General features: G+C 69.9%; 17 protein-coding genes and 1 tRNA gene. 10 read left to right on the top strand and 8 right to left on the bottom strand.

Going from position 1 to position 20,457, the window contains the following annotated elements:
• Positions 1–27: 27 nt before the first annotated feature.
• The 5 genes from AADV74_RS07890 to AADV74_RS07870 form a co-directional block, all read right to left on the bottom strand.
• Positions 28–1,482, bottom strand: a complete 1,455-nt coding sequence (locus AADV74_RS07890; RefSeq protein ID WP_342112901.1) for a dihydrolipoyl dehydrogenase family protein — start codon at positions 1,480–1,482, stop codon at positions 28–30.
• A 51-nt stretch (positions 1,483–1,533) separates the two neighbouring features.
• On the bottom strand, positions 1,534–2,367 hold the full coding sequence (locus tag AADV74_RS07885) for an arginase family protein (RefSeq protein ID WP_342112900.1): 834 nt from the start codon (positions 2,365–2,367) through the stop codon (positions 1,534–1,536).
• Positions 2,368–2,449: 82 nt separating this feature from the next.
• The gene (locus tag AADV74_RS07880; protein WP_342112899.1) at positions 2,450–3,127 is read right to left on the bottom strand and encodes a protein-L-isoaspartate(D-aspartate) O-methyltransferase; all 678 of its coding nucleotides are present in this window, start codon (positions 3,125–3,127) and stop codon (positions 2,450–2,452) included.
• Between the two features lie 136 nt (positions 3,128–3,263).
• Positions 3,264–3,336, bottom strand: a tRNA-Arg gene (locus AADV74_RS07875).
• A gap of 68 nt (positions 3,337–3,404) precedes the next feature.
• Entirely contained in the window at positions 3,405–4,028 is a 624-nt protein-coding gene (locus AADV74_RS07870) for an iron ABC transporter ATP-binding protein (protein ID WP_342112898.1), read from the bottom strand.
• A gap of 71 nt (positions 4,029–4,099) precedes the next feature.
• Between AADV74_RS07870 and AADV74_RS07865 the strand changes: the two genes are divergently transcribed.
• The 8 genes from AADV74_RS07865 to prfA all read left to right on the top strand — a co-directional run bounded on the left by AADV74_RS07865 (position 4,100) and on the right by prfA (position 15,130).
• Positions 4,100–5,773, top strand: coding sequence for an arginine--tRNA ligase (locus AADV74_RS07865; protein ID WP_342112897.1), 1,674 nt, complete (start codon positions 4,100–4,102; stop codon positions 5,771–5,773).
• 27 nt (positions 5,774–5,800) lie between these two features.
• Positions 5,801–6,580: an LmeA family phospholipid-binding protein gene (locus AADV74_RS07860; RefSeq protein WP_342112896.1), complete on the top strand. Its 780-nt coding sequence runs from the start codon at positions 5,801–5,803 to the stop codon at positions 6,578–6,580.
• 183 nt (positions 6,581–6,763) lie between these two features.
• A complete protein-coding gene (gene lysA / locus AADV74_RS07855; protein ID WP_342112895.1) occupies positions 6,764–8,188 on the top strand; it encodes a diaminopimelate decarboxylase in 1,425 nt (474 codons plus the stop codon).
• Positions 8,185–9,504: a homoserine dehydrogenase gene (locus AADV74_RS07850; RefSeq protein ID WP_342112894.1), complete on the top strand. Its 1,320-nt coding sequence runs from the start codon at positions 8,185–8,187 to the stop codon at positions 9,502–9,504. Before lysA ends, AADV74_RS07850 begins: the two co-directional genes overlap by 4 nt.
• A 7-nt stretch (positions 9,505–9,511) precedes the next feature.
• Positions 9,512–10,612, top strand: coding sequence for a threonine synthase (gene thrC, locus AADV74_RS07845; protein WP_342112893.1), 1,101 nt, complete (start codon positions 9,512–9,514; stop codon positions 10,610–10,612).
• A complete protein-coding gene (thrB, locus tag AADV74_RS07840) occupies positions 10,609–11,559 on the top strand; it encodes a homoserine kinase (RefSeq protein WP_342112892.1) in 951 nt (316 codons plus the stop codon). The genes thrC and thrB overlap by 4 nt, the downstream gene beginning before the upstream one ends.
• A gap of 241 nt (positions 11,560–11,800) precedes the next feature.
• A complete protein-coding gene (gene rho, locus AADV74_RS07835) occupies positions 11,801–13,942 on the top strand; it encodes a transcription termination factor Rho (RefSeq protein ID WP_342112891.1) in 2,142 nt (713 codons plus the stop codon).
• 108 nt (positions 13,943–14,050) lie between these two features.
• Positions 14,051–15,130 carry a peptide chain release factor 1 gene (gene prfA / locus AADV74_RS07830; protein WP_342112890.1) on the top strand — a complete coding sequence of 360 codons (1,080 nt, stop codon included), beginning with the start codon at positions 14,051–14,053 and terminating at the stop codon, positions 15,128–15,130.
• A gap of 39 nt (positions 15,131–15,169) precedes the next feature.
• Here the strand turns inward: prfA and epsC are convergent, their stop codons facing one another.
• Positions 15,170–15,742 carry a serine O-acetyltransferase EpsC gene (epsC, locus tag AADV74_RS07825; RefSeq protein WP_342112889.1) on the bottom strand — a complete coding sequence of 191 codons (573 nt, stop codon included), beginning with the start codon at positions 15,740–15,742 and terminating at the stop codon, positions 15,170–15,172.
• Between the two features lie 44 nt (positions 15,743–15,786).
• The gene (gene cysK / locus AADV74_RS07820; RefSeq protein ID WP_342112888.1) at positions 15,787–16,722 is read right to left on the bottom strand and encodes a cysteine synthase A; all 936 of its coding nucleotides are present in this window, start codon (positions 16,720–16,722) and stop codon (positions 15,787–15,789) included.
• A gap of 131 nt (positions 16,723–16,853) precedes the next feature.
• Here cysK and prmC point away from each other — a divergent pair, with 131 nt between their 5' ends.
• Together prmC and AADV74_RS07810 are read left to right on the top strand one after the other, a co-directional pair.
• On the top strand, positions 16,854–17,729 hold the full coding sequence (gene prmC, locus AADV74_RS07815) for a peptide chain release factor N(5)-glutamine methyltransferase (protein WP_342113116.1): 876 nt from the start codon (positions 16,854–16,856) through the stop codon (positions 17,727–17,729).
• Positions 17,730–17,797: 68 nt separating this feature from the next.
• The gene (locus AADV74_RS07810; protein ID WP_342112887.1) at positions 17,798–18,223 is read left to right on the top strand and encodes a hypothetical protein; all 426 of its coding nucleotides are present in this window, start codon (positions 17,798–17,800) and stop codon (positions 18,221–18,223) included.
• Here the strand turns inward: AADV74_RS07810 and helR are convergent.
• The gene (gene helR, locus AADV74_RS07805; protein ID WP_425287278.1) at positions 18,220–20,382 is read right to left on the bottom strand and encodes an RNA polymerase recycling motor ATPase HelR; all 2,163 of its coding nucleotides are present in this window, start codon (positions 20,380–20,382) and stop codon (positions 18,220–18,222) included. The genes AADV74_RS07810 and helR overlap by 4 nt on opposite strands.
• Positions 20,383–20,457 lie beyond the last annotated feature (75 nt).

The following is a 20,457-nucleotide window of genomic DNA, read 5'->3' as shown; positions in this document are numbered from 1 at the left end:
CAGCCTAGGCGCGGCCGCGGCTCGACCTCAGTCCTCGGCCGTGGGGCGGCCGTAGGCCTCGAGCAGGCGCAGCCACACCTCGCTCATGGTGGGGAAGGCCGGGACGGCGTGCCAGAGCCGTGCCATGGGCACCTCGCCGACGATGGCGATGGTGGCGGCGTGCAGCATCTCCGCGACGTCGGGGCCGAGCAGGGTCATGCCCACGAGAACCTCGCGATCGAGGTCCACGATGGCGCGCACCTGACCCGTGTAGCCGTCGGCGTGCAGGCCGGAACCCGACACGGTGCCGAGGTCGTAGTCGAGCACCTTCACGCGCAGGCCGGCCTTCTCGGCGGCATCCGCCGTGAGTCCGACCGATGCCACCTCGGGATCGGAGAACACCACAGACGGAACTGCCCGGTGATCGGCCGTCGCGGCGTGCACGCCCCACGTGCCGCCGTCCTGTGCCAGCCCCTTGGCCCGGGCGACGATGACGTCTCCGGCGGCCCGGCCCTGGTACTTGCCCTGGTGCGTGAGAAGCACACGGTGGTTGATGTCGCCGACGGCGTAGAGCCAACCGCCCTCGATCTGCGGATTGCCGTGGGTCAGCACCCGCAGGGTCTCATCGACGTCGAGCCAGCTGCCCGGCTTCAGTCCGATGGTCTCGAGGCCGAGGTCCTCGCTCCGCGGGGTGCGTCCCGTGGCCACCAGGAGTTCGTCGGCCACCAGTCCAGTGCCGTCGTCGAGGGTGTACTCCACCTCGCCGGCCTCGTTGCGGCTCGCGGAGGCGATGGATCGTCCGAGGTGAACCGATGCCCCGGCCTCGCGCAGCGCGGCCAGCACGGCCTCGCCGGCGAAGGGCTCGAGTCCGCCCAGCAGCCCGCTGCGGGCGATCAGCGTGACCTCGGTGCCGAACGACACGTAGGCCGTGGCCATCTCGGCCGCGACCACGCCGCCCCCGAGGATCGCGAGGCGCTTCGGAACCGTCTGCACGCCCGTGGCCTCGCGGCTGGTCCACGGTTCGATCTCGGCGAGTCCGGGCACATCGGGGATCAGCGCCGCAGAACCCGTGCTCACGACGACGGCATGGTGGGCGACGAGGGAGGTCGTCGATCCGTCGGGACCCGTCACCGACACCGCACGCGGACCCGTGATGCGGCCATGACCGCGCACCAGGTCGACGCCGACGCTCTGCAGCCACTCCACCTGGCCACTGTCGTCCCAATCGCTCACCCAGTAGTCGCGGCGCTTGAGCACGGCGGCCACGTCGATCGAACCCGTCACGGCCTCGGCCGCTCCTCCCACGCGCCTGGCGGCGGCGATGGCCGCGCCGGGACGCAGGATCGCCTTCGACGGGATGCAGGCCCAGTACGAGCACTCTCCGCCGATCAGCTCGGCCTCGACGATCACGACCGAGAGTCCGCCGGATGCCGCTCGGTCTGCCACGTTCTCGCCCACGGGCCCGGCTCCGATGATGATGAGGTCGTACGCACGAGTGGTCATGTCGGCAGCCTAACCGCCGCCCCGTGCGGCCGGGAGCGCTTGACAGGGCGCTCAGCCGCGGGTGAGCGACCCGATGATCCGCAGGATCGCGGGCAGGTCGTCCGCGGCATCCGTCGGCGTCGCGGGAGCGAACCCCGCGATGGTCGCTCCCACCAGCGTCGCCTGCGAGCGCACGGCACCGATCAGCGTGGTCAGGGTCTCGACGGAGAGGCCGAAGGGCTCGGGGTAGTCGAGCCCGCTGATGGCGGCAGGGTCGAGCACGTCGAGGTCGATGTGCACGTAGACGCGGCTCGCGCCCGTCGCCTGCAGCGCGGCGACGAGAGCATCCGGGGTCGACAACTCGTCGACGGTGAGCGAACGGATGCCGTTCCCAGCGATGTACAGCTCCTCGCCCAGGTCGACGTCGCGCACGCCGCCGAGCACGAGGCGATCGGCCAGCACACGGGAGCCCTCGGGTGGGACGAGCTCTGGCGCGCCGTCGCCCAGCAGGGTGCGCAGCACCATGCCGCCGAAGCCTCCGGACGGGCTCGACTCGGGAGTGTTGAGGTCTGGATGGGCGTCGAACCAGATGACAGCGAGGTCGTCTCCGGATGCCGCAGCCCGTTCGACCGCGGCGAGCGAGACCGCGCAGTCGCCGCCGATCACGACGGTCGGCCCCTCGAGTTCGGTCAGGGTCTCGCGCAGGCGATCACGCACCCTCAGCACGGAGGAGAACCGCGAGATGCCCGTCTCGAGCGCTTCACCGGCGCCGATCGGAACCTCGACGGAACGGGTCGCCGCCGACGGCAGGTCGCCGCGGATCGCGTCCGCTCCGTCGATGAGCCTCATGGCTCGGGCTGACACCGAGCCCTGCCACTGGGGAACCACTATGAACGTCGCCGGCACGATCCTCAGTATGCCCCTTCAGTGCAGCGACGACAGCACCGATGCACGCGCAGCCGTCGCGGCCACCGAGTACCGCGACTCGTCATCCTCGCCGGTGGCGCCTTCCGGGGCGCCGTCGCCGCAGGCCCGCGTCCCCGATCAGCGGGACGAACAGCACGGCTCCCAGGCTGCGGCGGATCAGGCTGCCGCCGTCGCCGACCGAGGCGACGATGAGCTCCTGGTGACCGGATGCCGCCTCGATGGGCAGGACGATCCGTCCGTGCGGCGCGAGCTGGGCCACCCAGGCGGGAGGGATGTCGGGTCCTGCTGCGGCGGCGATGATCGCGTCGAATGGGGCGTGCTCCGGCGCGCCGAGCGTGCCGTCGCCGACGAGCACCGTGATGCCGGCGTAGCCGAGGGACCGCAGGCGCCGGGCGGCGGCATCAGCGAGTTCGGGGATGCGCTCGATGGAGACGACGTGCATGGCCAGTTCGGCCGTGACGGCGGCGGCGTATCCGCTCCCGGTCCCGACGTCGAGCACCCTCGCTGTCGGCCCGAGCTCGGCGGCCTCGAGCATCCGCGCCACGATGTAGGGCTGCGAGATGGTCTGCTCTGCGCCGATGGGCAACGGGGTGTCGTCGTGGGCTCGGGCGATCAGTTCCTGCGGCACGAACAGTTCACGCGGCACCGTGCGCATGGCTGCGAGCACGGCGGGATCCCTGATGCCGCGAGCCTCGAGTTGTCGCGACACCATCTCGTCGGAAGATATGCGTCCGTCCACGATGCATCTACGTCGATTCTGCACCCGGACCGAGGCGGAAGACGAACAGGCAGGCGTGCCGGCTCGCGACGACCGGGGGAGATGACCGGGGAACGAGAGAACGCCCGATCCTGACGGATCGGGCGTCTCACGACAGTGCCCCCGGAGGGATTCGAACCCCCGACCTACGGTACCGGAAACCGACGCTCTATCCCCTGAGCTACGGAGGCGCACTCGAACGAGAATACCCCATGGCCGGGCCCGTCGACGCCGACCCCGCGGGGCGATCGTTCCGTCGCTACGGCAGGTTCGAGAGTGCCGGCGTGATGATGCCGACGGCATCGCCCGGCTCGAAGAACGCCGTCGAGCTGGCCACCAGCCAGTAGCCGGACTCGGTGAAGATCTGCACGGTGCCGGTGTCCTGCGACTGCGAGAAGAATCCGTCGACGGCCGGGGGAGTGCCGTAGGTGGGAACGGCGTTCATCGTGGCAGCGGCGTTCTGCTTCAGCGTCACGAGCTGGTCGGCGTCGGGCTGGGCCACGGCCACCTCGATCAGATCCCCGCTGCTCTGATTGCTCCAGCCGCAGGCGAGACCGTTGTCGGCGGCGACTGCGGCCACCACGGAGTCGGCCGTCGGGGTGTAGTCGGGTGCGGTCCCGTAATTCGGATTGAAGGCGTAGACGTCGTCGTTCGTCAGCAGTTCGTCGCAGCCGATGGTGATGGGCGTGCCGGCGGGAACGGTCGCGGTGGGGCTGGGGTCGGTCGAGGGCTCCTCCGAGGCGCCGCCTGTCGCCGAATCCGACGGGACGGATGCCGATGGGCTCGACGTTCCGGTGCCCGGCGTGCATCCGGCCAGCAGAGCGACCGCCAGCACGGCGGGAAGGAGAGCGACGATGGAGGCGCTGTGCAAACGGCTGGGCATGGGCAGAACCCTACCAACGCCGCTCTGCGCTGACGCTGAGCGAACCGCGGCCGACGGTAAGATCGGTGTTCGTGACTCCGCTCGAACTCTCCCAGGCCCTCTTCGACCAGGTGAACTCCCTGCTCGAACGACGACGCGCGGCGGGTTCCGACGCCGACGTGAGCGTCGAACTGTCGGATGTCACCCTGGAGCGCCCCAAGAACCGCGACCACGGCGACTGGGCGTCGAACATCGCCATGAAGCTCGCGAAGCGCCTCGGCATGAACCCCCGCGAGTTCGCGGCAGAACTCGCGTCGAGCATCAGCGACGTCGACGGGATCGCCTCGGTCGAGGTCGCCGGTCCGGGCTTCATCAACATCCGACTGGATGCCGCGGCGGCCGGCGCGCTCGCCAGGACCATCGTCGACGCCGGTGCGGCCTTCGGGCACAGCACCGCGCTTGCGGGTCCCGCCATCAACCTCGAGTTCGTCTCGGCGAACCCCACAGGTCCGCTGCACATCGGTCACACCCGCTGGGCGGCCCTCGGCGACTCGATCGGCCGGGTGCTCCGTGCTGCAGGAGCCTCGGTCTCCAACGAGTACTACATCAACGACGCCGGCAACCAGATGGACAACTTCGGTCTGTCCATCCTCGCCGCCGTCAAGGGCGAGCCGACGCCCGAGGGTGGCTACCCGGGCAGCTACATCGCCGACCTCGCCGCTCGTGTGCTCGAGCGCGAGCCGAAGCTGCTCGAGCTCGACGACGCCCGCGCGCTGCACGTGGCCCGCGAGATCGCCTACGAGCTGCAGCTCGGCGAGATCCGTGCGTCGCTCGAGCGCTTCAACGTGCACTTCGACGTGTTCACCAGCGAACGCCGCCTGCACGCCGTCGACGACGACGGACTGAGCGCGATCGACACCGCCGTCGAGCGCCTGCGGGCGCAGGGCCACGTCTTCGACGAGGACGGCGCCGTCTGGGTGCGCACCACAGACTTCGGCGACGACAAGGATCGCGTCATCCGTCGTGCAAACGGCGTGTACACCTACTTCGCCGCCGACGCCGCGTACTACCTCGACAAGGGCGATCGCGGCTTCGCGCACAAGATCTACCTGCTGGGTGCCGATCACCACGGCTACGTCCACCGTCTCAAGGCCCTCGCCGGCGCTGCCGGCGACGACCCCGAGAAGGACGTCGAGGTGCTCATCGGGCAGCTCGTGAGCATCAACGGGGCCAAGCTCTCCAAGCGTGCCGGCAACATCATCGAGCTCGACGACCTGCAGGCCTGGCTCGGAACGGATGCGCTCCGCTACACGCTGGCGCGCTACCCGGCCGACTCGCCCCTCACGATCGATCCCGAGATCCTCCAGCGCCGCACGAACGACAACCCCGTCTTCTACGTGCAGTACGCGCACGCCCGCACCGCGGCCGTGGGGCGCAACGCCGCGAGCTCGGGCGTCGACCGCAGCGTCTTCGCCCCCGAACTGCTGGAGCACGAGACCGAATCGGCTCTCCTCGGCGCTCTGCAGGAGTTCCCGCGCATCGTCGCCCAGTCGGCCGAGCTGCGCGAGCCGCACCGTGTCGCGCGCTACCTCGAGGAGGTCGCCGGGCTGTACCACCGCTGGTACGACAACTGCCGCGTCATTCCGCTCGGCGACGGCGCCGTCGAGGACGTGCACCGCACCAGGCTGTGGCTCAACGACGCGACGGGCATCGTGATCCGCAACGGCCTCGACCTTCTCGGCGTCTCGGCGCCGGACCGCATGTGACGTTCGACTCGAGACCGGGGGTCCTCAATGACAACAGCATCCGATGCACCGAAGGCACGCAGGCGATGGCCCCTGGTGCTCGCCATCGTGCTCGTCGTCCTGGTTGCCGCCCTCGTCGCCGCCTACCTCATCGCCGATTCGATCGCGCGCAGCACCGGTGAGCGGCTCGTCGCGGAGAAGTTCGCGGAGAAGCTGAGCTCCGAGGAGGGCACGACCGTCTCGCCCGACGACATCGACGTGACCATCGGCGGTGCGAGCGTCATAGCGCAGTACCTCGGCGGATCGTTCGAATCCGTGCACGTCGACGCCGACGGGATCGCCTTCGACGGCACCCCGCTCGACGTCACGATCCAGGCCGACGGCGTTCCGACCGACATGAGCAAGCCCGTGCACACTGTCACCGGCAGCGTGGCGTTCGACCAGGCGGGCCTCGACGGCCTGCTGCAGAGGAACGGCACCGACGCCGACATCACCCTCGGCGACGGAACCGTCACCTACACGGCATCGCAGACCTTCATCGGGATCCCGCTGACCTTCACGCTCACTGCTCAGCCGTCGACGACCACCGACTCCCTGGTCTTCACCCCGACGTCGGGCGAACTCGCCGCCGGGTCGACCTCGATCGACATCTCGGGCCTGATCGACGCCGTCCTCGCCGACAACACCGTGTCGTTCTGCATCGCCGACCAGATCCCGGCGGGGGTGGACCTCACCGGCGCCGAGGTCTCACCGGACTCCGTGACCGTCGGCTTCCAGGCCAGCGGCCTGGTCATCGCCGACCTGGCTCAGACGGGAACCTGCTCATAGGGAACGTAACGATTGCGGCACCGGCCGTCATCGATTCGTAGGCCGGGAAGGCGACTCGATAGACTCCTCGGGTATTGACGCCCTGCTCGATCGGGCGACTGCCGTCACGGCTTCAGGGACCAATCCGGGTTCGCTCGCCGCGCAGTGTCATCCGTCTGTCATCCCCACTGCGAGGATCCTTTAGTGGCCACCCGTCCCTCCGCCCCTGCGTGGCTCGACGTGCCCGCAGACGCGAACGCGCTCGCCGATGGCGTCTGGCCCGACTCGGCCGCGCGAGATGACGACGGGCGCCTCGTCATAGCCGGTGTCGACGCCGCGGAGCTCGCCGCGCGCTTCGGCACCCCCCTCTACGTGACCGATGAGGCGCAGGTGCGCGCTCGCGCCACCCGTGTGCTCGACGCCTTCGGCTCGGCGTTCGCCGCGGTGGGGGCATCCGTCGCCGTGTACTACGCCGGCAAGGCCTTCCTCTCCACCGAGATCGCCCGCTGGGTCGCCGAGGCCGGGCTCAACATCGACGTGTGCACGGGCGGAGAGCTGGCCGTCGCACTCGCCGCCGGCATCGACCCGGCGCGCCTCGGCTTCCACGGCAACAACAAGTCGCTCGCCGAGATCGAGCGGGCAGTCTCCGTCGGCGTCGGCACCATCGTCATCGACAGCCGCATCGAGATCGATCGGGTGGCGGATGCCGCAGCCCGCGCCGGCCGCGTGCAGGCCGTGCGGCTGCGCGTCAACAGCGGAGTGCACGCCCACACCCACGAGTTTCTCGCCACGGCCCACGAGGACCAGAAGTTCGGCGTCCCGCTCAGCGATGCGGCCGACCTCGTCGCCGTCATCCGCGACCGCGCCGAGCTCCGCTTCCTCGGGATGCACTGCCACATCGGCTCGCAGATCTTCGACACCGGCGGATTCGCCGAGTCGGCCTCCCGCCTCATCGCCATACACGCCGAGCTGCTCGCCGGCGGCGACGTGCCCGAGCTCAACCTCGGCGGCGGCTTCGGCATCGCCTACACGGCAGCCGACGAGCCGACGCCCATCGAACAGATCGCCGCCGGCATGGCCGAGGCCGTCGGTGCGGCCTGCGCGATCCGCGGCATCACGGTTCCCCGCATCGCCATCGAACCCGGACGCTACATCGTGGGACCAGCAGGCATCACCCTCTACGAGGTCGGAACCGTCAAGCCCGTCGAGGTCGACGGCGGCGTGCGCACCTACGTGAGCGTCGACGGCGGCATGAGCGACAACGCCCGCCCCGCGCTCTACGGAGCCGACTACACGGCGCGCATCGCGAGCCGGGTGACGGATGCCGCCCCCACCCTCGTGCGCGTCGCGGGCAAGCACTGCGAATCCGGCGATATCGTCGTCGACGCCGACTACCTGCCCGGAGACGTGCGACCAGGCGACCTCCTCGCCGTCGCGGCGACCGGCGCGTACTGCTGGTCGCTGGCGAGCAACTACAACCACCTCGGCCGCCCAGCCGTCGTCGCCGTGCGCGACGGGGCTGCACGCATCATCGTGCGCGGTGAGACCGAGGCCGATCTCCTCTCGCGCGACGCCGGCATCCCCGTGCCGACGTCGGCCGGGACGAACGCACTCGAGGGAGCCCGATGATCGCCTACCGTTCACTGCGCGTCGCCCTGCTCGGCGGAGGATCCGTCGGAGCGCAGGTGGCGCGGTCGCTGCTGGAGGACAGGGACGAGCTCGCGCACCGCGTGGGCGCCAGCCTCGACCTCATCGGCATCGCCGTGCGCGACGTCGACGCCAAGCGCAGCGTCGATCTGCCGCGCGAGCTGCTCACGACCGACGCCGAGAGGCTCATCCTCGGCGCCGACGTCGTGATCGAGCTCATGGGCGGCATCGAGCCGGCTCGCACCTACATCCTGCAGGCGCTGAACTCCGGCGCCGACGTCGTCACGGGCAACAAGGCCCTGCTGGCCACGCACGGACCGGAGCTCTTCGCCGCCGCCGAGCAGGTGGGAGCCCAGCTCTACTACGAGGCGGCCGTCGGCGGAGCCATCCCGATCATCCGTCCGCTGCGAGAGAGCCTCGCGGGCGACCGCGTCAAGCGCATCCTCGGCATCGTCAACGGCACCACGAACTACATCCTCGACCGCATGGACACCCAGGGCGACAGCCTCGAGGACGCCCTCGCCACCGCCCAGGAGCTCGGCCTCGCCGAGGCCAACCCGAGCGCCGACGTCGACGGCTACGACGCAGCGCAGAAGGCGGCCATCCTCGCCAGCCTCGCCTTCCACACCGAGGTGTCGGTCGACGACGTGCACCGTGAGGGCATCACCGCCGTCACCGCGGCCCAGATCGCCTCGGCCGCGCACTCCGGCCACGTGGTCAAGCTGCTCGCCATCTGCGAGCGCCTGATCGACCCCGACACCGGTGTCGAGGGCGTCTCGGTGCGGGTCTACCCGGCCATGGTGCCGCGCAGCCACCCGCTGGCCGCAGTGCACGGTGCCAACAACGCCGTGTTCGTCGAGGCTGAATCGGCTGGAGCCCTCATGTTCTACGGCGCCGGCGCCGGGGGAGTCGAGACCTCATCAGCCGTGCTCGGCGACCTCGTCTCGCTCGCCCGCCGCCACGTCGTCGGCGGGCCCGGCCTCACCGAATCGAAGCACGCCGGACTCCCAGTGCTCGAGATCGGCAAGGCCACGACGCGCTACGCCGTCACCCTCGACGTCATCGACGAGCCCGGGGTCCTGGCCACCATCGCCGGCGTCTTCGCCGAGCACGGCGTCTCGGTCGAGACCGTCGAGCAGTCCGTCGCCACGGCGGCCCCCGGCGGAGAGTCCACCGCCATCCTCGTCATCGGCACCCATGGAGCCCGGGAGGCCGCGCTCGCCGCGACCGTCGCGGACCTGGCTGCCAACCGCGTCGTCGCCCGCGTCGCATCCGTCCTCCGAGTTGAAGGAGCGTAATCCCCTCATGAGCACCACCCCGCAGATCCGCGAGTCCCGCCAGTGGCGCGGAGTCATCCGCGAGTACGCCGATCGTCTCGACGTGACGGATGCCACGCCCGTCGTCACGCTGGGCGAGGGCGGAACGCCGCTCCTGCCGGCACCGGCTCTCTCGGCCCGTACCGGCGCCAAGGTCTGGGTCAAGTTCGAGGGCATGAACCCCACGGGCTCCTTCAAGGACCGCGGCATGACCATGGCCGTCACGAAGGGCGTCGAGGCCGGCGCCAAGGCCATCATCTGCGCGTCGACGGGCAACACCTCGGCGTCGGCGGCCGCCTATGCAGCCCACGCCGGCATCACCGCTGCCGTGCTCGTGCCAGAGGGCAAGATCGCCATGGGCAAGCTCAGCCAGGCCATCGCCCACAACGGTCGCCTGCTGCAGGTGCGCGGCAACTTCGACGACTGCCTCGAGATCGCCCGCGAGCTCGCGGACAACTACCCGGTCCACCTCGTGAACTCGGTCAACAACGACCGCATCGAGGGTCAGAAGACCGCGGCGTTCGAGGTCGTCGAGGTGCTGCGCGAGGCGCCCGACTTCCACATCGTCCCCGTCGGCAACGCCGGCAACTACACGGCCTACCACCGCGGCTACACCGAGGAGCTGCAGCGCGGCGTCACGACCAAGATGCCGCGCATGTTCGGCTTCCAGGCCGCAGGCAGCGCTCCGATCGTGCTCGGCCACGTCGTGAAGAACCCCGACACCATCGCCAGCGCCATCCGCATCGGCAACCCGGCATCGTGGGAGCTCGCGATCGCGGCACGGGAGAACAGCGACGGCTACTTCGGTGCCATCGACGACGCGCGCATCCTCGAGGCCCAGCGCATCCTCTCCTCCGAGGTCGGCATCTTCGTCGAGCCGGCTTCAGCCATCAGTGTCGCCGGCTTGCTCGAGCAGGCCGAGGCCGGCGTCATCGGCCAGGGCGCCACCGTCGTGCTCACAGTCACCGGCCACGGCCTGAAGGACCCGCAGTGGGCCCTCCGCACGGCCGACGGCTCCGACATCCAGCCCGAGAGCGTCGCCGTCGACACCGCCGAGATCGCCGACGTCCTCGGCCTGGCGAAGGCATGACCGCCGCCGTGGCGCTGAACTCCCTCGCATCAGAGCTCGTCGGTCGTCGGGTCTCGGTGCAGGTGCCGGCCACGAGTGCGAACCTCGGCCCCGGATTCGACACCCTCGGACTCGCCCTCGCCCTCTACGACGAGCTCGTCGTCGAGGTGCTGCCTGCTCCTGGTGTCGACATCCACGTCGAGGGCGTCGGGGCCGGTGAGGTGCCGACGGACGAGTCGCACCTCGTCGTGCGCTCCATCGCCCATGTGCTGGCGCACTACGGGTACTCTCTGCCCGGCCTGCGTCTCGAGGCCCGCAACTCGATCCCGCACGGTAGGGGACTCGGGTCGTCCGGCGCTGCGATCGTCTCGGGCGTGATGGCTGCCAAGGGCATCCTCGAGGGCGTCGTCGAGATCTCCGACAATGACGCCCTGGCTCTCGCGACCGAGCTCGAGGGTCATCCGGACAACGTGGCGCCGGCCCTGTTCGGCGGCCTGACCATCGCGTGGACCACGCCCGAGGGCCCGCAGCACAAGAAGCTCATGGTGCACCGCGGCGTCTCACCCGTGGTGTTCGTGCCCGAGCACGTGATGTCGACAGCGCTCGCGCGCAGCCTGCAGCCCGAGTCCGTTCCTCACGAGGACGCCGTCTTCAACGTCTCGCGCTCGGCTCTGCTCGTCGCCGCCCTCATCCAGAGCCCCGAGCTGCTGCTCGCCGCCACCGAGGACAAGCTGCACCAGAACTACCGTGCTGCAGCCATGCCGGAGACCAACGCCCTCATCGTCGCCCTCCGTGCCGCCGGCTACCCGGCAGTGGTGTCGGGTGCCGGCCCGTCGATCCTCGTGCTCGCGAGCGACCCCGGGCAGCGCCTCGGCGCGGCCGACCTCGTCGCTGCGGTGTCCGAGACGCCGTGGCAGGCTCTGCACCTGGCCGTCGACTTCAAGGGCTCGGTCAACGCGTCGGCCTGAGGATCCCCTGATGACCCACGTTCGCGTGTCAGGGCATCATCCGGCACGGTGTTAGACTGAGCCAGTACCCGTCACGGTTCCGCACAGCAAAGCGAACCGACTGGACCGGTGCAATTCCCCGCAATTCATTTGCTCTCATCGCGCCACCAGCCTGTCGCGTTTCCATGTCGAAATCGCGACACGCAGCTCGGTGACAGCTCCCCTGGACGGATTCCCGCCAGGCGAAAGGACCAAAACTCCCGTGACTACTGGAAACGCCACCCAGACCGTGGCAACCCGCACCCAGCTGAACACCCTGCGCGTCGCCGAGCTCCAGGCTCTCGCGACCCAGCTCAGCATCCCCGGTGCCTCCAAGCTCCGCAAGGGCGAGCTCGTCGATGCCATCGTCGACGCCCAGCCCGCCGAGAGCGCCGCTGCAGCACCCGTTGCTGCCGAGACCGCCGCCCCGGCCGCGCCTGAGGCCTCGTCGACGACGACGGATGCCGCTGCAGAGCCCGCAGCTGTCCCCGCCGCCGAGCAGGCAGCGGACCCCACTGCCGAGCAGGCGCTCGTGGCCGCCGCCGAGGAGACCCCGGCCCAGGCCGCAGCCCTCACCGTGACCGGCGCCCCCGCCGTGACCCGCGGCCGCGGCTCGCGCCGCGCCACCTCGGCCTCGACGGCCGCCGGCGCCCACGTGAACACCGCAGGCGGAACGGGCCTCGACAGCCTCGTTCCGGCGCTCGACGCCGTCGCCGCCCGTAACAACAACCCCGAGAAGGCCCAGGACGGCGACGCCCCTCGCGGCCAGCGCCGCAAGCAGGTCAAGGTCGCCCCTCAGGCCACCGAGACCGTTGAGGCTACCGAGGCTCCCGCCGCCGTCGATTCCACCGAGGCTGCCGAGTCGACCGACGAGAAGCCGCAGGGCGAGCGTCAGGGCCGCAACCGCAACCGCAACCGCGGCGGCCGTGGCGAGAACGCCCAGAACGCCAACGCCCAGAACGCCAACCAGAACAACGGCCAGAACGGCAACGACCGGGGCAACCAGAACCAGCAGAAGCAGGGCAACCAGCCTGCAGAGCAGGGCCAGAAGCTCGACGTCGACGAGCGCCAGAACGGCAACGGGCAGCAGAGCCAGCGCGACAGCCAGCGTCAGGCGGCAGAGGGCGACGCCCGCTCCGGCCGCAGCCGTTACCGCGACCGCAAGCGTCGCGGCGGTGCTGCAGGCGACGAGTTCGAGCCCGAGCTGAACGACGACGACGTGCTCATCCCCGTCGCCGGCATCCTCGACGTCCTCGACAACTACGCGTTCGTGCGCACCAGCGGCTACCTGCCGGGCCCGAGCGACGTCTACGTCTCGCTCGGCCAGGTCAAGAAGTACAACCTGCGCAAGGGAGACGCCGTCGTCGGCGCCATCCGCCAGCCGCACGAGGGCGACGGCAACGGCCGCCAGAAGTACAACGCGATCGTCAAGGTCGACTCGATCAACGGCCAGTCCGTCGACGAGGCCGCTGCGCGCGTCGACTTCCAGAAGCTCACGCCGCTCTACCCGCAGGAGCGCCTGCGCCTCGAGACCGAGCCGACCAAGCTCACGCAGCGCATCATCGACCTGGTCTCGCCGATCGGCAAGGGCCAGCGCGGCCTCATCGTCGCACCGCCCAAGGCCGGCAAGACGATCGTGCTGCAGCAGATCGCCAACGCCATCGCGATCAACAACCCCGAGGTCCACCTCATGGTCGTTCTCGTCGACGAGCGTCCTGAAGAGGTCACCGACATGCAGCGCACGGTGAAGGGCGAGGTCATCGCCTCCACCTTCGACCGCCCGGCAGAGGACCACACCACCGTCGCCGAGCTCGCCATCGAGCGTGCGAAGCGCCTCGTCGAGCTGGGCCACGACGTCGTCGTGCTGCTCGACTCGATCACCCGCCTCGGCCGCGCCTACAACCTGGCGGCTCCGGCTTCCGGTCGCATCCTCTCCGGTGGTGTCGACGCGTCGGCGCTCTACCCGCCGAAGCGCTTCTTCGGTGCCGCTCGCAATATCGAGAACGGCGGATCGCTCACGATCCTCGCCACGGCGCTCATCGAGACCGGGTCCAAGATGGACGAGGTCATCTTCGAGGAGTTCAAGGGCACCGGAAACTCGGAGCTGCGCCTCTCGCGCCAGCTCGCGGACAAGCGCATCTTCCCGGCCGTCGACGTGAACGCCTCCGGCACCCGTCGCGAGGAGATGCTCATGAGCGCCGACGAGGTCAAGATCACCTGGAAGCTGCGTCGCGCCCTCGCCGGCCTCGACCAGCAGCAGGCGCTCGAGGCCGTTCTGGGTCGCCTCAAGGAGACCCAGTCCAACGTCGAGTTCCTCATGCAGGTCGGCAAGAACGGCACCAACGGACACACGGGCGAGCACTAGCGTCTTCAGAGGGTCCTGCGCATCGGAACGAGAGTGGCCGACGCGCAGGACCTTCGGCTTTTCCCCGACCACTTCCACTCTCGCGCAGGAAACAACAGGAGTCTCGAGATGTTCGATTCGGTGAAGGTACTGCTCGACGAGCACGCGGATCTGCAGGAGCAGCTGGCCGATCCGGCGCTGCACGCCGACGCCGCCCGTGCCAAGAAGGTCAACCGTCGCTACGCTGAGCTCTCGAAGATCGCCGCGGCCAACACTGCATGGATCCAGGCCGGCGAGGACCTCGCCGCCGCCCGGGAGCTCGCCCGTGAGGACGACGCATTCGCCGAGGAGATCCCCGCCCTCGAAGAGGAGCTCGCGACGACCCAGGAGAAGCTGCGTCGTCTCCTCATCCCGCGCGACCCCGACGACGGCCGCGACGTGATCATGGAGATCAAAGGCGGAGAGGGCGGAGCCGAGAGCGCCCTGTTCGCCGCCGACCTGCTGCGCATGTACATGCACTACGCGGAGTCCAAGGGCTGGAAGACCGAACTCCTCGAGCGCACCGAGAGCGATCTCGGCGGCTACAAGGACGTTCAGGTCGCCATCAAGTCCAACGCGACAGACCCGTCACAGGGTGTCTGGGCCCACCTCAAGTACGAGGGCGGCGTCCACCGGGTGCAGCGCGTTCCGGCCACAGAGTCGCAGGGACGCATCCACACCTCGACGACGGGTGTCCTCGTCTTCCCCGAGGTCGACGCCCCGGAAGAGGTCGACATCAACCAGAACGACCTCAAGATCGACGTGTACCGCTCGAGCGGCCCCGGTGGCCAGTCCGTCAACACCACGGACTCCGCCGTGCGCATCACGCACCTTCCGACGGGGATCGTCGTGGCGATGCAGAACGAGAAGAGCCAGTTGCAGAACCGCGAGGCCGGCATGCGCGTTCTGCGCGCCCGCATCCTCGCGCGCCGTCAGGAGGAGCAGGCCGAGCTCGACAGCGCTGCCCGCAAGACCCAGATCCGCACGATGGACCGCTCGGAGCGCATCCGCACCTACAACTTCCCCGAGAACCGCATCGCCGATCACCGCACGGGCTACAAGGCCTACAACCTGGACTCGGTCATGAACGGAGCGCTCGAGCCCATCATCGAGTCGGCCATCCAGGCCGATGAGGAGGCCAGGCTCGCCGACATCGGCGACCAGGCCTGATAACGCTGACGCGTATCGAGATCACCGATCCCGCGCGGCTCAGGCGTCGTAGACCACGCCGCGGGCCGACTCGGTGGCGTCGGGATCCGCCGGCCTGATGGTCGCCGGGATCCCGGTCAGCAGTGAGTTCGGCGGGGCGTCCTTGGTCACGACGGCGTTCGCGCCGACGGTCGACCAGGCTCCGAGCGTGATGTCGCCGAGCACCTTCGCGCCGGCGCCGACTGTCACGCCGTCCTCGAGCGTCGGATGCCGCTTCTCATCGCGCCGGTGGTGCCGGCTCTTCCCGCCCAGGGTCACGCCGTGGTACAGCATCACGTCGTCGCCGAGCACGGCGGTCGCCCCGATCACGACGCCCATGCCGTGGTCGATGAACAGCCTGCGCCCGATGGTGGCCGCCGGGTGGATCTCGACGCCGGTGAGGAAACGGAGCAGCTGCGAGAGCAGTCGGGCCGGCAGCCGGAAACCGGCGGTCCAGAGCAGGTGCGTCAGCCTGTGACCCCACACGGCGTGCAGGCCGGAGTAGGCGAGGAACACCTCGATGCTGCTGCGCGCAGCCGGATCGTGCGAGCGAGCCGTCGCGACATCCTCACGAAGCGCGGCGAAGAATCCCATGGCACCAGCCTACGGCCGCCGAAGGATGTCCGATGTCGACCCGCTCAGTCGACGAGACCCTCGAACAACACGGTCGACAGGTAGCGCTCACCGTAGCTGGCGACGATCACGACGATGGTCTTGCCGGCGTTCTCGGGTCGCTTCGCCAGCTCGAGAGCGGCGTGCACCGTGGCTCCCGAGCTGATGCCGCCCAGGATGCCCTCCTCCACCGCGAGGCGGCGGGCCATGGCCACGGACTGGGCGATGTTCACGTCGATGATCTCGTCGTAGACCTCGCGATCGAGGATCTCCGGGATGAAGTTCGGGCCGATGCCCTGGATCTTGTGCGGGCCGGCGCTCCCGCCGGTGAGCAGCGCCGACTCCTCGGGCTCGACGCCGACGACCTGCACCGTGGGCTTCCGCTCCTTGAGCACCTGGCCGGTACCGGTGATCGTGCCGCCGGTCCCGATGCCCGACACGAAGATGTCGACCTCCCCGTCGGTGTCGTCCCAGATCTCGACCGCCGTCGTGCGGCGGTGGATCTCGGGATTCGCCTCGTTCTCGAACTGGCGGGCGAGGACCGCGCCGGGGATGCCGGCGGCGATCTCCTCGGACTTGGCGACGGCACCGCGAATGCCCTCGGAGCCCGGGGTCAGGACGAGTTCGGCTCCGTACGCGCGGAGCAGCGCGCGGCGCTCGGTGCTCATGGTCTCGGGCATCGTGAGGATCACGGTGTATCCGCGTGCGGCACCGACCATCGCGAGGGCGATGCCGGTGTTTCCACTCGTGGCCTCGACGATGGTGCCGCCGGCCGCCAGTTCACCCGATGCCTCGGCTGCATCGACGATGGCGACTCCCAGGCGGTCCTTGACGCTGGCCGACGGATTGTAGAACTCGAGCTTGGCCAGCACGGTGGCGCCAGCGCCCTCGGTGATGCGGTTCAGGCGAACGAGCGGCGTGCGCCCGACGACGTCGGTGATGCTCGAGTATATCTGCGACATGGGGTGACCTTTCACTGGCGACACTGGCGGCACTGGCGCATCGGCGGCGCCGAAGGAACGAAGCGCGGCTTCGTTCAGACTACGGTCGCCGGTCGCGCTCAGGCGAGTGCGTTACATTCCTTCACGTGAATATGACGAAAAGCGACGAGGGACTTCCCCTGGGCGAACTGCTCGATGAGTCCGTCGCCACGCTCGAAGCGGCAGGCGTCATCTCGCCCGAGATCGACGCGCAGCTTCTGCTCGGTCACGTGCTGGAGCTCAGCCGCGGCGGTCTGCAGGCCCGTCTCATCCTGGGCGGCACGGTGTCGGCGACGGATGCCGCCAGCATCCGCTCGCTCATCGCTCGCCGGGCCACCCGGGAACCCCTGCAGCACATCACCGGCCTGGCGCCGTTCCGGGCCCTCGAGCTGCACGTCGGACCCGGAGTCTTCATTCCGCGCCCCGAGACGGAGATGGTCGCGCAACTCGCCATCGACGCCCTGCGGGCCGACGCTGCCCCTGCACCGATCGCCGTCGATCTCGGAACCGGCAGCGGCGCGATCGCCCTCGCCATGGCGACGGAGGTGCCGAACGCCAGGGTCTACGCCGTCGAACGCTCCGCCGAGGCCCGCGTCTGGGCCGCGCGCAACATCCGGGACTTCGGCGCTGACAACACGACGCTGGTGGCCGCTGACCTGATCGACGCCCTGCCCGAGCTCGACGGCACGGTGAGCGTCGTCGCGTCGAATCCGCCCTACGTCCCCGAGAGCCTGCGCCCCGCCGATCCCGAGGTCGCCTTCCACGATCCCGACGAGGCGCTCTACGGCGGCGACGACGGACTCTCGGTCATCCCGGCGCTGTCGCGCACGGGGCTGCGCCTGCTCAGGTCCGGGGGAGTGCTGGTGATCGAGCACGCCGAGCACCAGTCGGCCGCCATCGCCGCCATCCTGGCCGGCGACGGCTGGCGCTGCGTCATCCATCACCGCGACCTGACCTTCCGCGACCGCGCGACGACGGCGCTGCGCTAACCGCTCGGGGCCGCGGGATCCGTTGTCGCCAGCCTCGATCGGCATCCGCCGTTGCTAGCCTCGACACCATGCCTGCACCCTCTCACTGGATCGAGCACCGCCGCGGCGACAGGGAACTGCTCGGCTGGATGCGCCCGGACGGCGACGGCTTCGTCGTGATCGACCTGCTCGGTCGCGTCGTGACCGGTGCCGTCGACTGGCTCACCGCCGAGGAGACGCTCGAGTCGACGGGCCTCGGCTACCTCGCCGATCCGTTCGAACTGCTGCTCGACGACGACGACGACAGTGGCGACGGCGCCAGCGACGACGCCCACTGGCTGCGCGTGCGCATAGTCGAGGTGTCCACCGAGCGGGTCCTGGTCAAGAAGGAGGACTGGGGCGACGTCACGGCGACGGCCGTGTACTACAGCGCCCCGTTCCCCGTCGCCGACAGGCTGCGCCCGCTCCAGGGCGATGCCCACGTCCTCCCGGGCCCGGACTCGCTCGCGGGCTAGCCGCTCGTGAGGATGACGAGCCGCTGGGTGGCGCGGGTCATCGCCACGTAGCGGTCGACGGCGCCATCGATGCCCGTGCCGAAGGTGTGGGGGTCGACGAGCACCACCAGGTCGAACTCGAGGCCCTTGGCCAGCTCCGGCGTCAGGGAACGGATGCGGGGTGTCGGCCTGACGGCGGCCTCGTCGATGTCGCGGGTGATGATGCAGGCGATTCCGTCGCCTCGCTCGGCGAGCCAGGCATCGAGGATCGCGTCGAGGTCCGAGAGCGCGCCGTGCTCCACGGGGATGCCGGTGCTGCGCACGGACGTCGGGACGTTCGCGTCCGGCAGCGCGGCCCTGATGACGGGCTCGGCCTCGGCCATGACCTCCTCGGGCGTGCGGTAGTTGATGCTCAGCGAGGCCATCGTGACCTGGCCGATGCCGACGCGTTCCAGCCGCTGCCGCCACGACTCGGTGAATCCGTGCCTGGCCTGGGCGCGGTCGCCGACGATGGTGAAGCTGCGCGACGGGCACCGGGCGAGCAGCATCTGCCACTCGGCATCAGTCAGCTCCTGGGCCTCGTCCACGACGATGTGCGCGAAGGGACCAGCGAGCAGGTCGGGATCCGTGCTCGGGAGCGAGGACTCGTCTACCAGGCTGTTCTGCGCGTCCTGTTCGCGCAGCATCATCATGAGCTTCAGCTCGGAGTCGTCGGCCGCGATCAGGTCGTCGATGACCCTGTCGCGGTACTCGCGTTCCGAGGCGAGGGCGACGTCGCGGCGATGCCGACGCCGCGATGCCTCCGGGTCGCCGATGCGGCGCCTGGCAGCGTCGAGGAACGGGAGGTCGGATGCCGTCCACGCCCTCGCCTCGGGTCGCTGAAGCGCGCCGACCTCGGCGGAGGTGAGCCACGGGGCGCACGCGTGCAGGTACGCCGGAACGCTCCAGAGGTCGCCGATGACACCGGCAGGATCGAGCAGCGGCCAGGCCGCGTTGAACGCTCCGCGCAGCCCGCTGTTCTGCTCGAGCGCGCGGCGCACGAGGTGGGGGGCGATCTCGTCGTCGCCGTGGCTGTCGGTGAGGATGCCCAGGAGCTCCTCCCAGACCTGATCGCGCGCGTCGTTGTGCGAGGTGCCGGCCTCGGATGCTGCGAAGGCCTCGGCCCAGTCCTCGGGAGCGAGGTGGATGTCGGCCCACGGCGTCTCGACGATCATGGCCCGCGTCGGTGGCCGCTCGTAGTGGCCGATGGCAGCCTCGACGGCCCGCAGCAGCGTTGCCGAGGCCTTGAGTGCTGCCACCCGGGAATCGTCATCGATGCCCACGCCCGCCCCTTCGGGCACGAGGCTGCGCAGGGTGCAGGTCTCGACGCCGTCCTCGCCCAGGCCGGGGAGAACATCGGCCACGTAGTCGAGGTAGGGCAGGCTCGGACCGACGAACAGCACGCCGCCGTGGTGGTGGGCCAGCCTCGGATCCGAGTAGAGGAGGTACGCCGATCGGTGCAGAGCGACGACGGTCTTCCCGGTGCCCGGTCCGCCGTCGACGACGAGGGCGCCGCGCGAACCGGCACGGATGATGGCGTCCTGGTCGGCCTGGATGGTGCCGAGCACGTCGCGCATGCGGCTCGATCGGTCGCTGCCGAGGCTGGCGATGAACGCCGACTGGTCGTCGAGGGCGGCGCGGCCGACCAGTCCCTCCGGCGTGAACACCTCGTCCCAGTAGTCGCCGATCCGGCCGTTCGTCCAGCGGTACCGGCGCCGGCTGGCGAGTCCCATCGGTGTGGCGTGGGTGGCGCCGAAGAACGGCTCGGCCGCCGGCGATCGCCAGTCGACGAGCAGGCGGCGACCGTCGGCATCCGTGAGCCCGACCCGACCGATGTAGACAGGTTCCGGATGCGCCGCGGAGACGATGCGCCCCAGGCACAGGTCGAGCCCGAACCGGCGCAGAGTGCGCAGCCGCGCTGTGATGCGGTGGATCTCGAGGTCGCGTTCCAGCGCGGCCTCGCCGCCGCCTCCCGGGCGCAGCCTGGTCTCGTCGAGCTTGACGGACAGCTCGGCGATCGACTGCTCCAGGGTCTGGGCGATGGCCGCGAACTGCCGCTCGTCGTCGGCGATGAGGGCTGGATCGGCCTTCGCGGTGAGGTGGTCGGGGAGGGAGAAGACGGGGTGGGTGGTCGCGCTCAGGGCTGCTCCAGGTTCGGATGGACTCGCGTTCGGTCGACCAGTATGCGCCGTTGGTGGGCCCTTGCGGCAAGGCCC

It is taken from the genome of Leifsonia stereocauli (assembly GCF_038432415.1).
GTDB lineage: Bacteria > Actinomycetota > Actinomycetes > Actinomycetales > Microbacteriaceae > Orlajensenia > Orlajensenia stereocauli.
Note: the sequence above shows the minus strand (reverse complement) of the source record. Positions and strands in the feature narration are given on the sequence as shown.

What these genes read in the sequence shown, in the direction of transcription:
- AADV74_RS07890 (WP_342112901.1), bottom strand. Translation starts at nt 1,482, where the DNA reads ATGACCACTCGTGCGTACGACCTCATCATCATCGGAGCCGGGCCCGTG.
- AADV74_RS07870 (WP_342112898.1), bottom strand. Translation starts at nt 4,028, where the DNA reads ATGCCCAGCCGTTTGCACAGCGCCTCCATCGTCGCTCTCCTTCCCGCC.
- AADV74_RS07860 (WP_342112896.1), top strand. Translation starts at nt 5,801, where the DNA reads ATGACAACAGCATCCGATGCACCGAAGGCACGCAGGCGATGGCCCCTG.
- AADV74_RS07850 (WP_342112894.1), top strand. Translation starts at nt 8,185, where the DNA reads ATGATCGCCTACCGTTCACTGCGCGTCGCCCTGCTCGGCGGAGGATCC.
- thrC (WP_342112893.1), top strand. Translation starts at nt 9,512, where the DNA reads ATGAGCACCACCCCGCAGATCCGCGAGTCCCGCCAGTGGCGCGGAGTC.
- thrB (WP_342112892.1), top strand. Translation starts at nt 10,609, where the DNA reads ATGACCGCCGCCGTGGCGCTGAACTCCCTCGCATCAGAGCTCGTCGGT.
- prfA (WP_342112890.1), top strand. Translation starts at nt 14,051, where the DNA reads ATGTTCGATTCGGTGAAGGTACTGCTCGACGAGCACGCGGATCTGCAG.
- epsC (WP_342112889.1), bottom strand. Translation starts at nt 15,742, where the DNA reads ATGGGATTCTTCGCCGCGCTTCGTGAGGATGTCGCGACGGCTCGCTCG.
- cysK (WP_342112888.1), bottom strand. Translation starts at nt 16,722, where the DNA reads ATGTCGCAGATATACTCGAGCATCACCGACGTCGTCGGGCGCACGCCG.
- prmC (WP_342113116.1), top strand. Translation starts at nt 16,854, where the DNA reads ATGACGAAAAGCGACGAGGGACTTCCCCTGGGCGAACTGCTCGATGAG.
- AADV74_RS07810 (WP_342112887.1), top strand. Translation starts at nt 17,798, where the DNA reads ATGCCTGCACCCTCTCACTGGATCGAGCACCGCCGCGGCGACAGGGAA.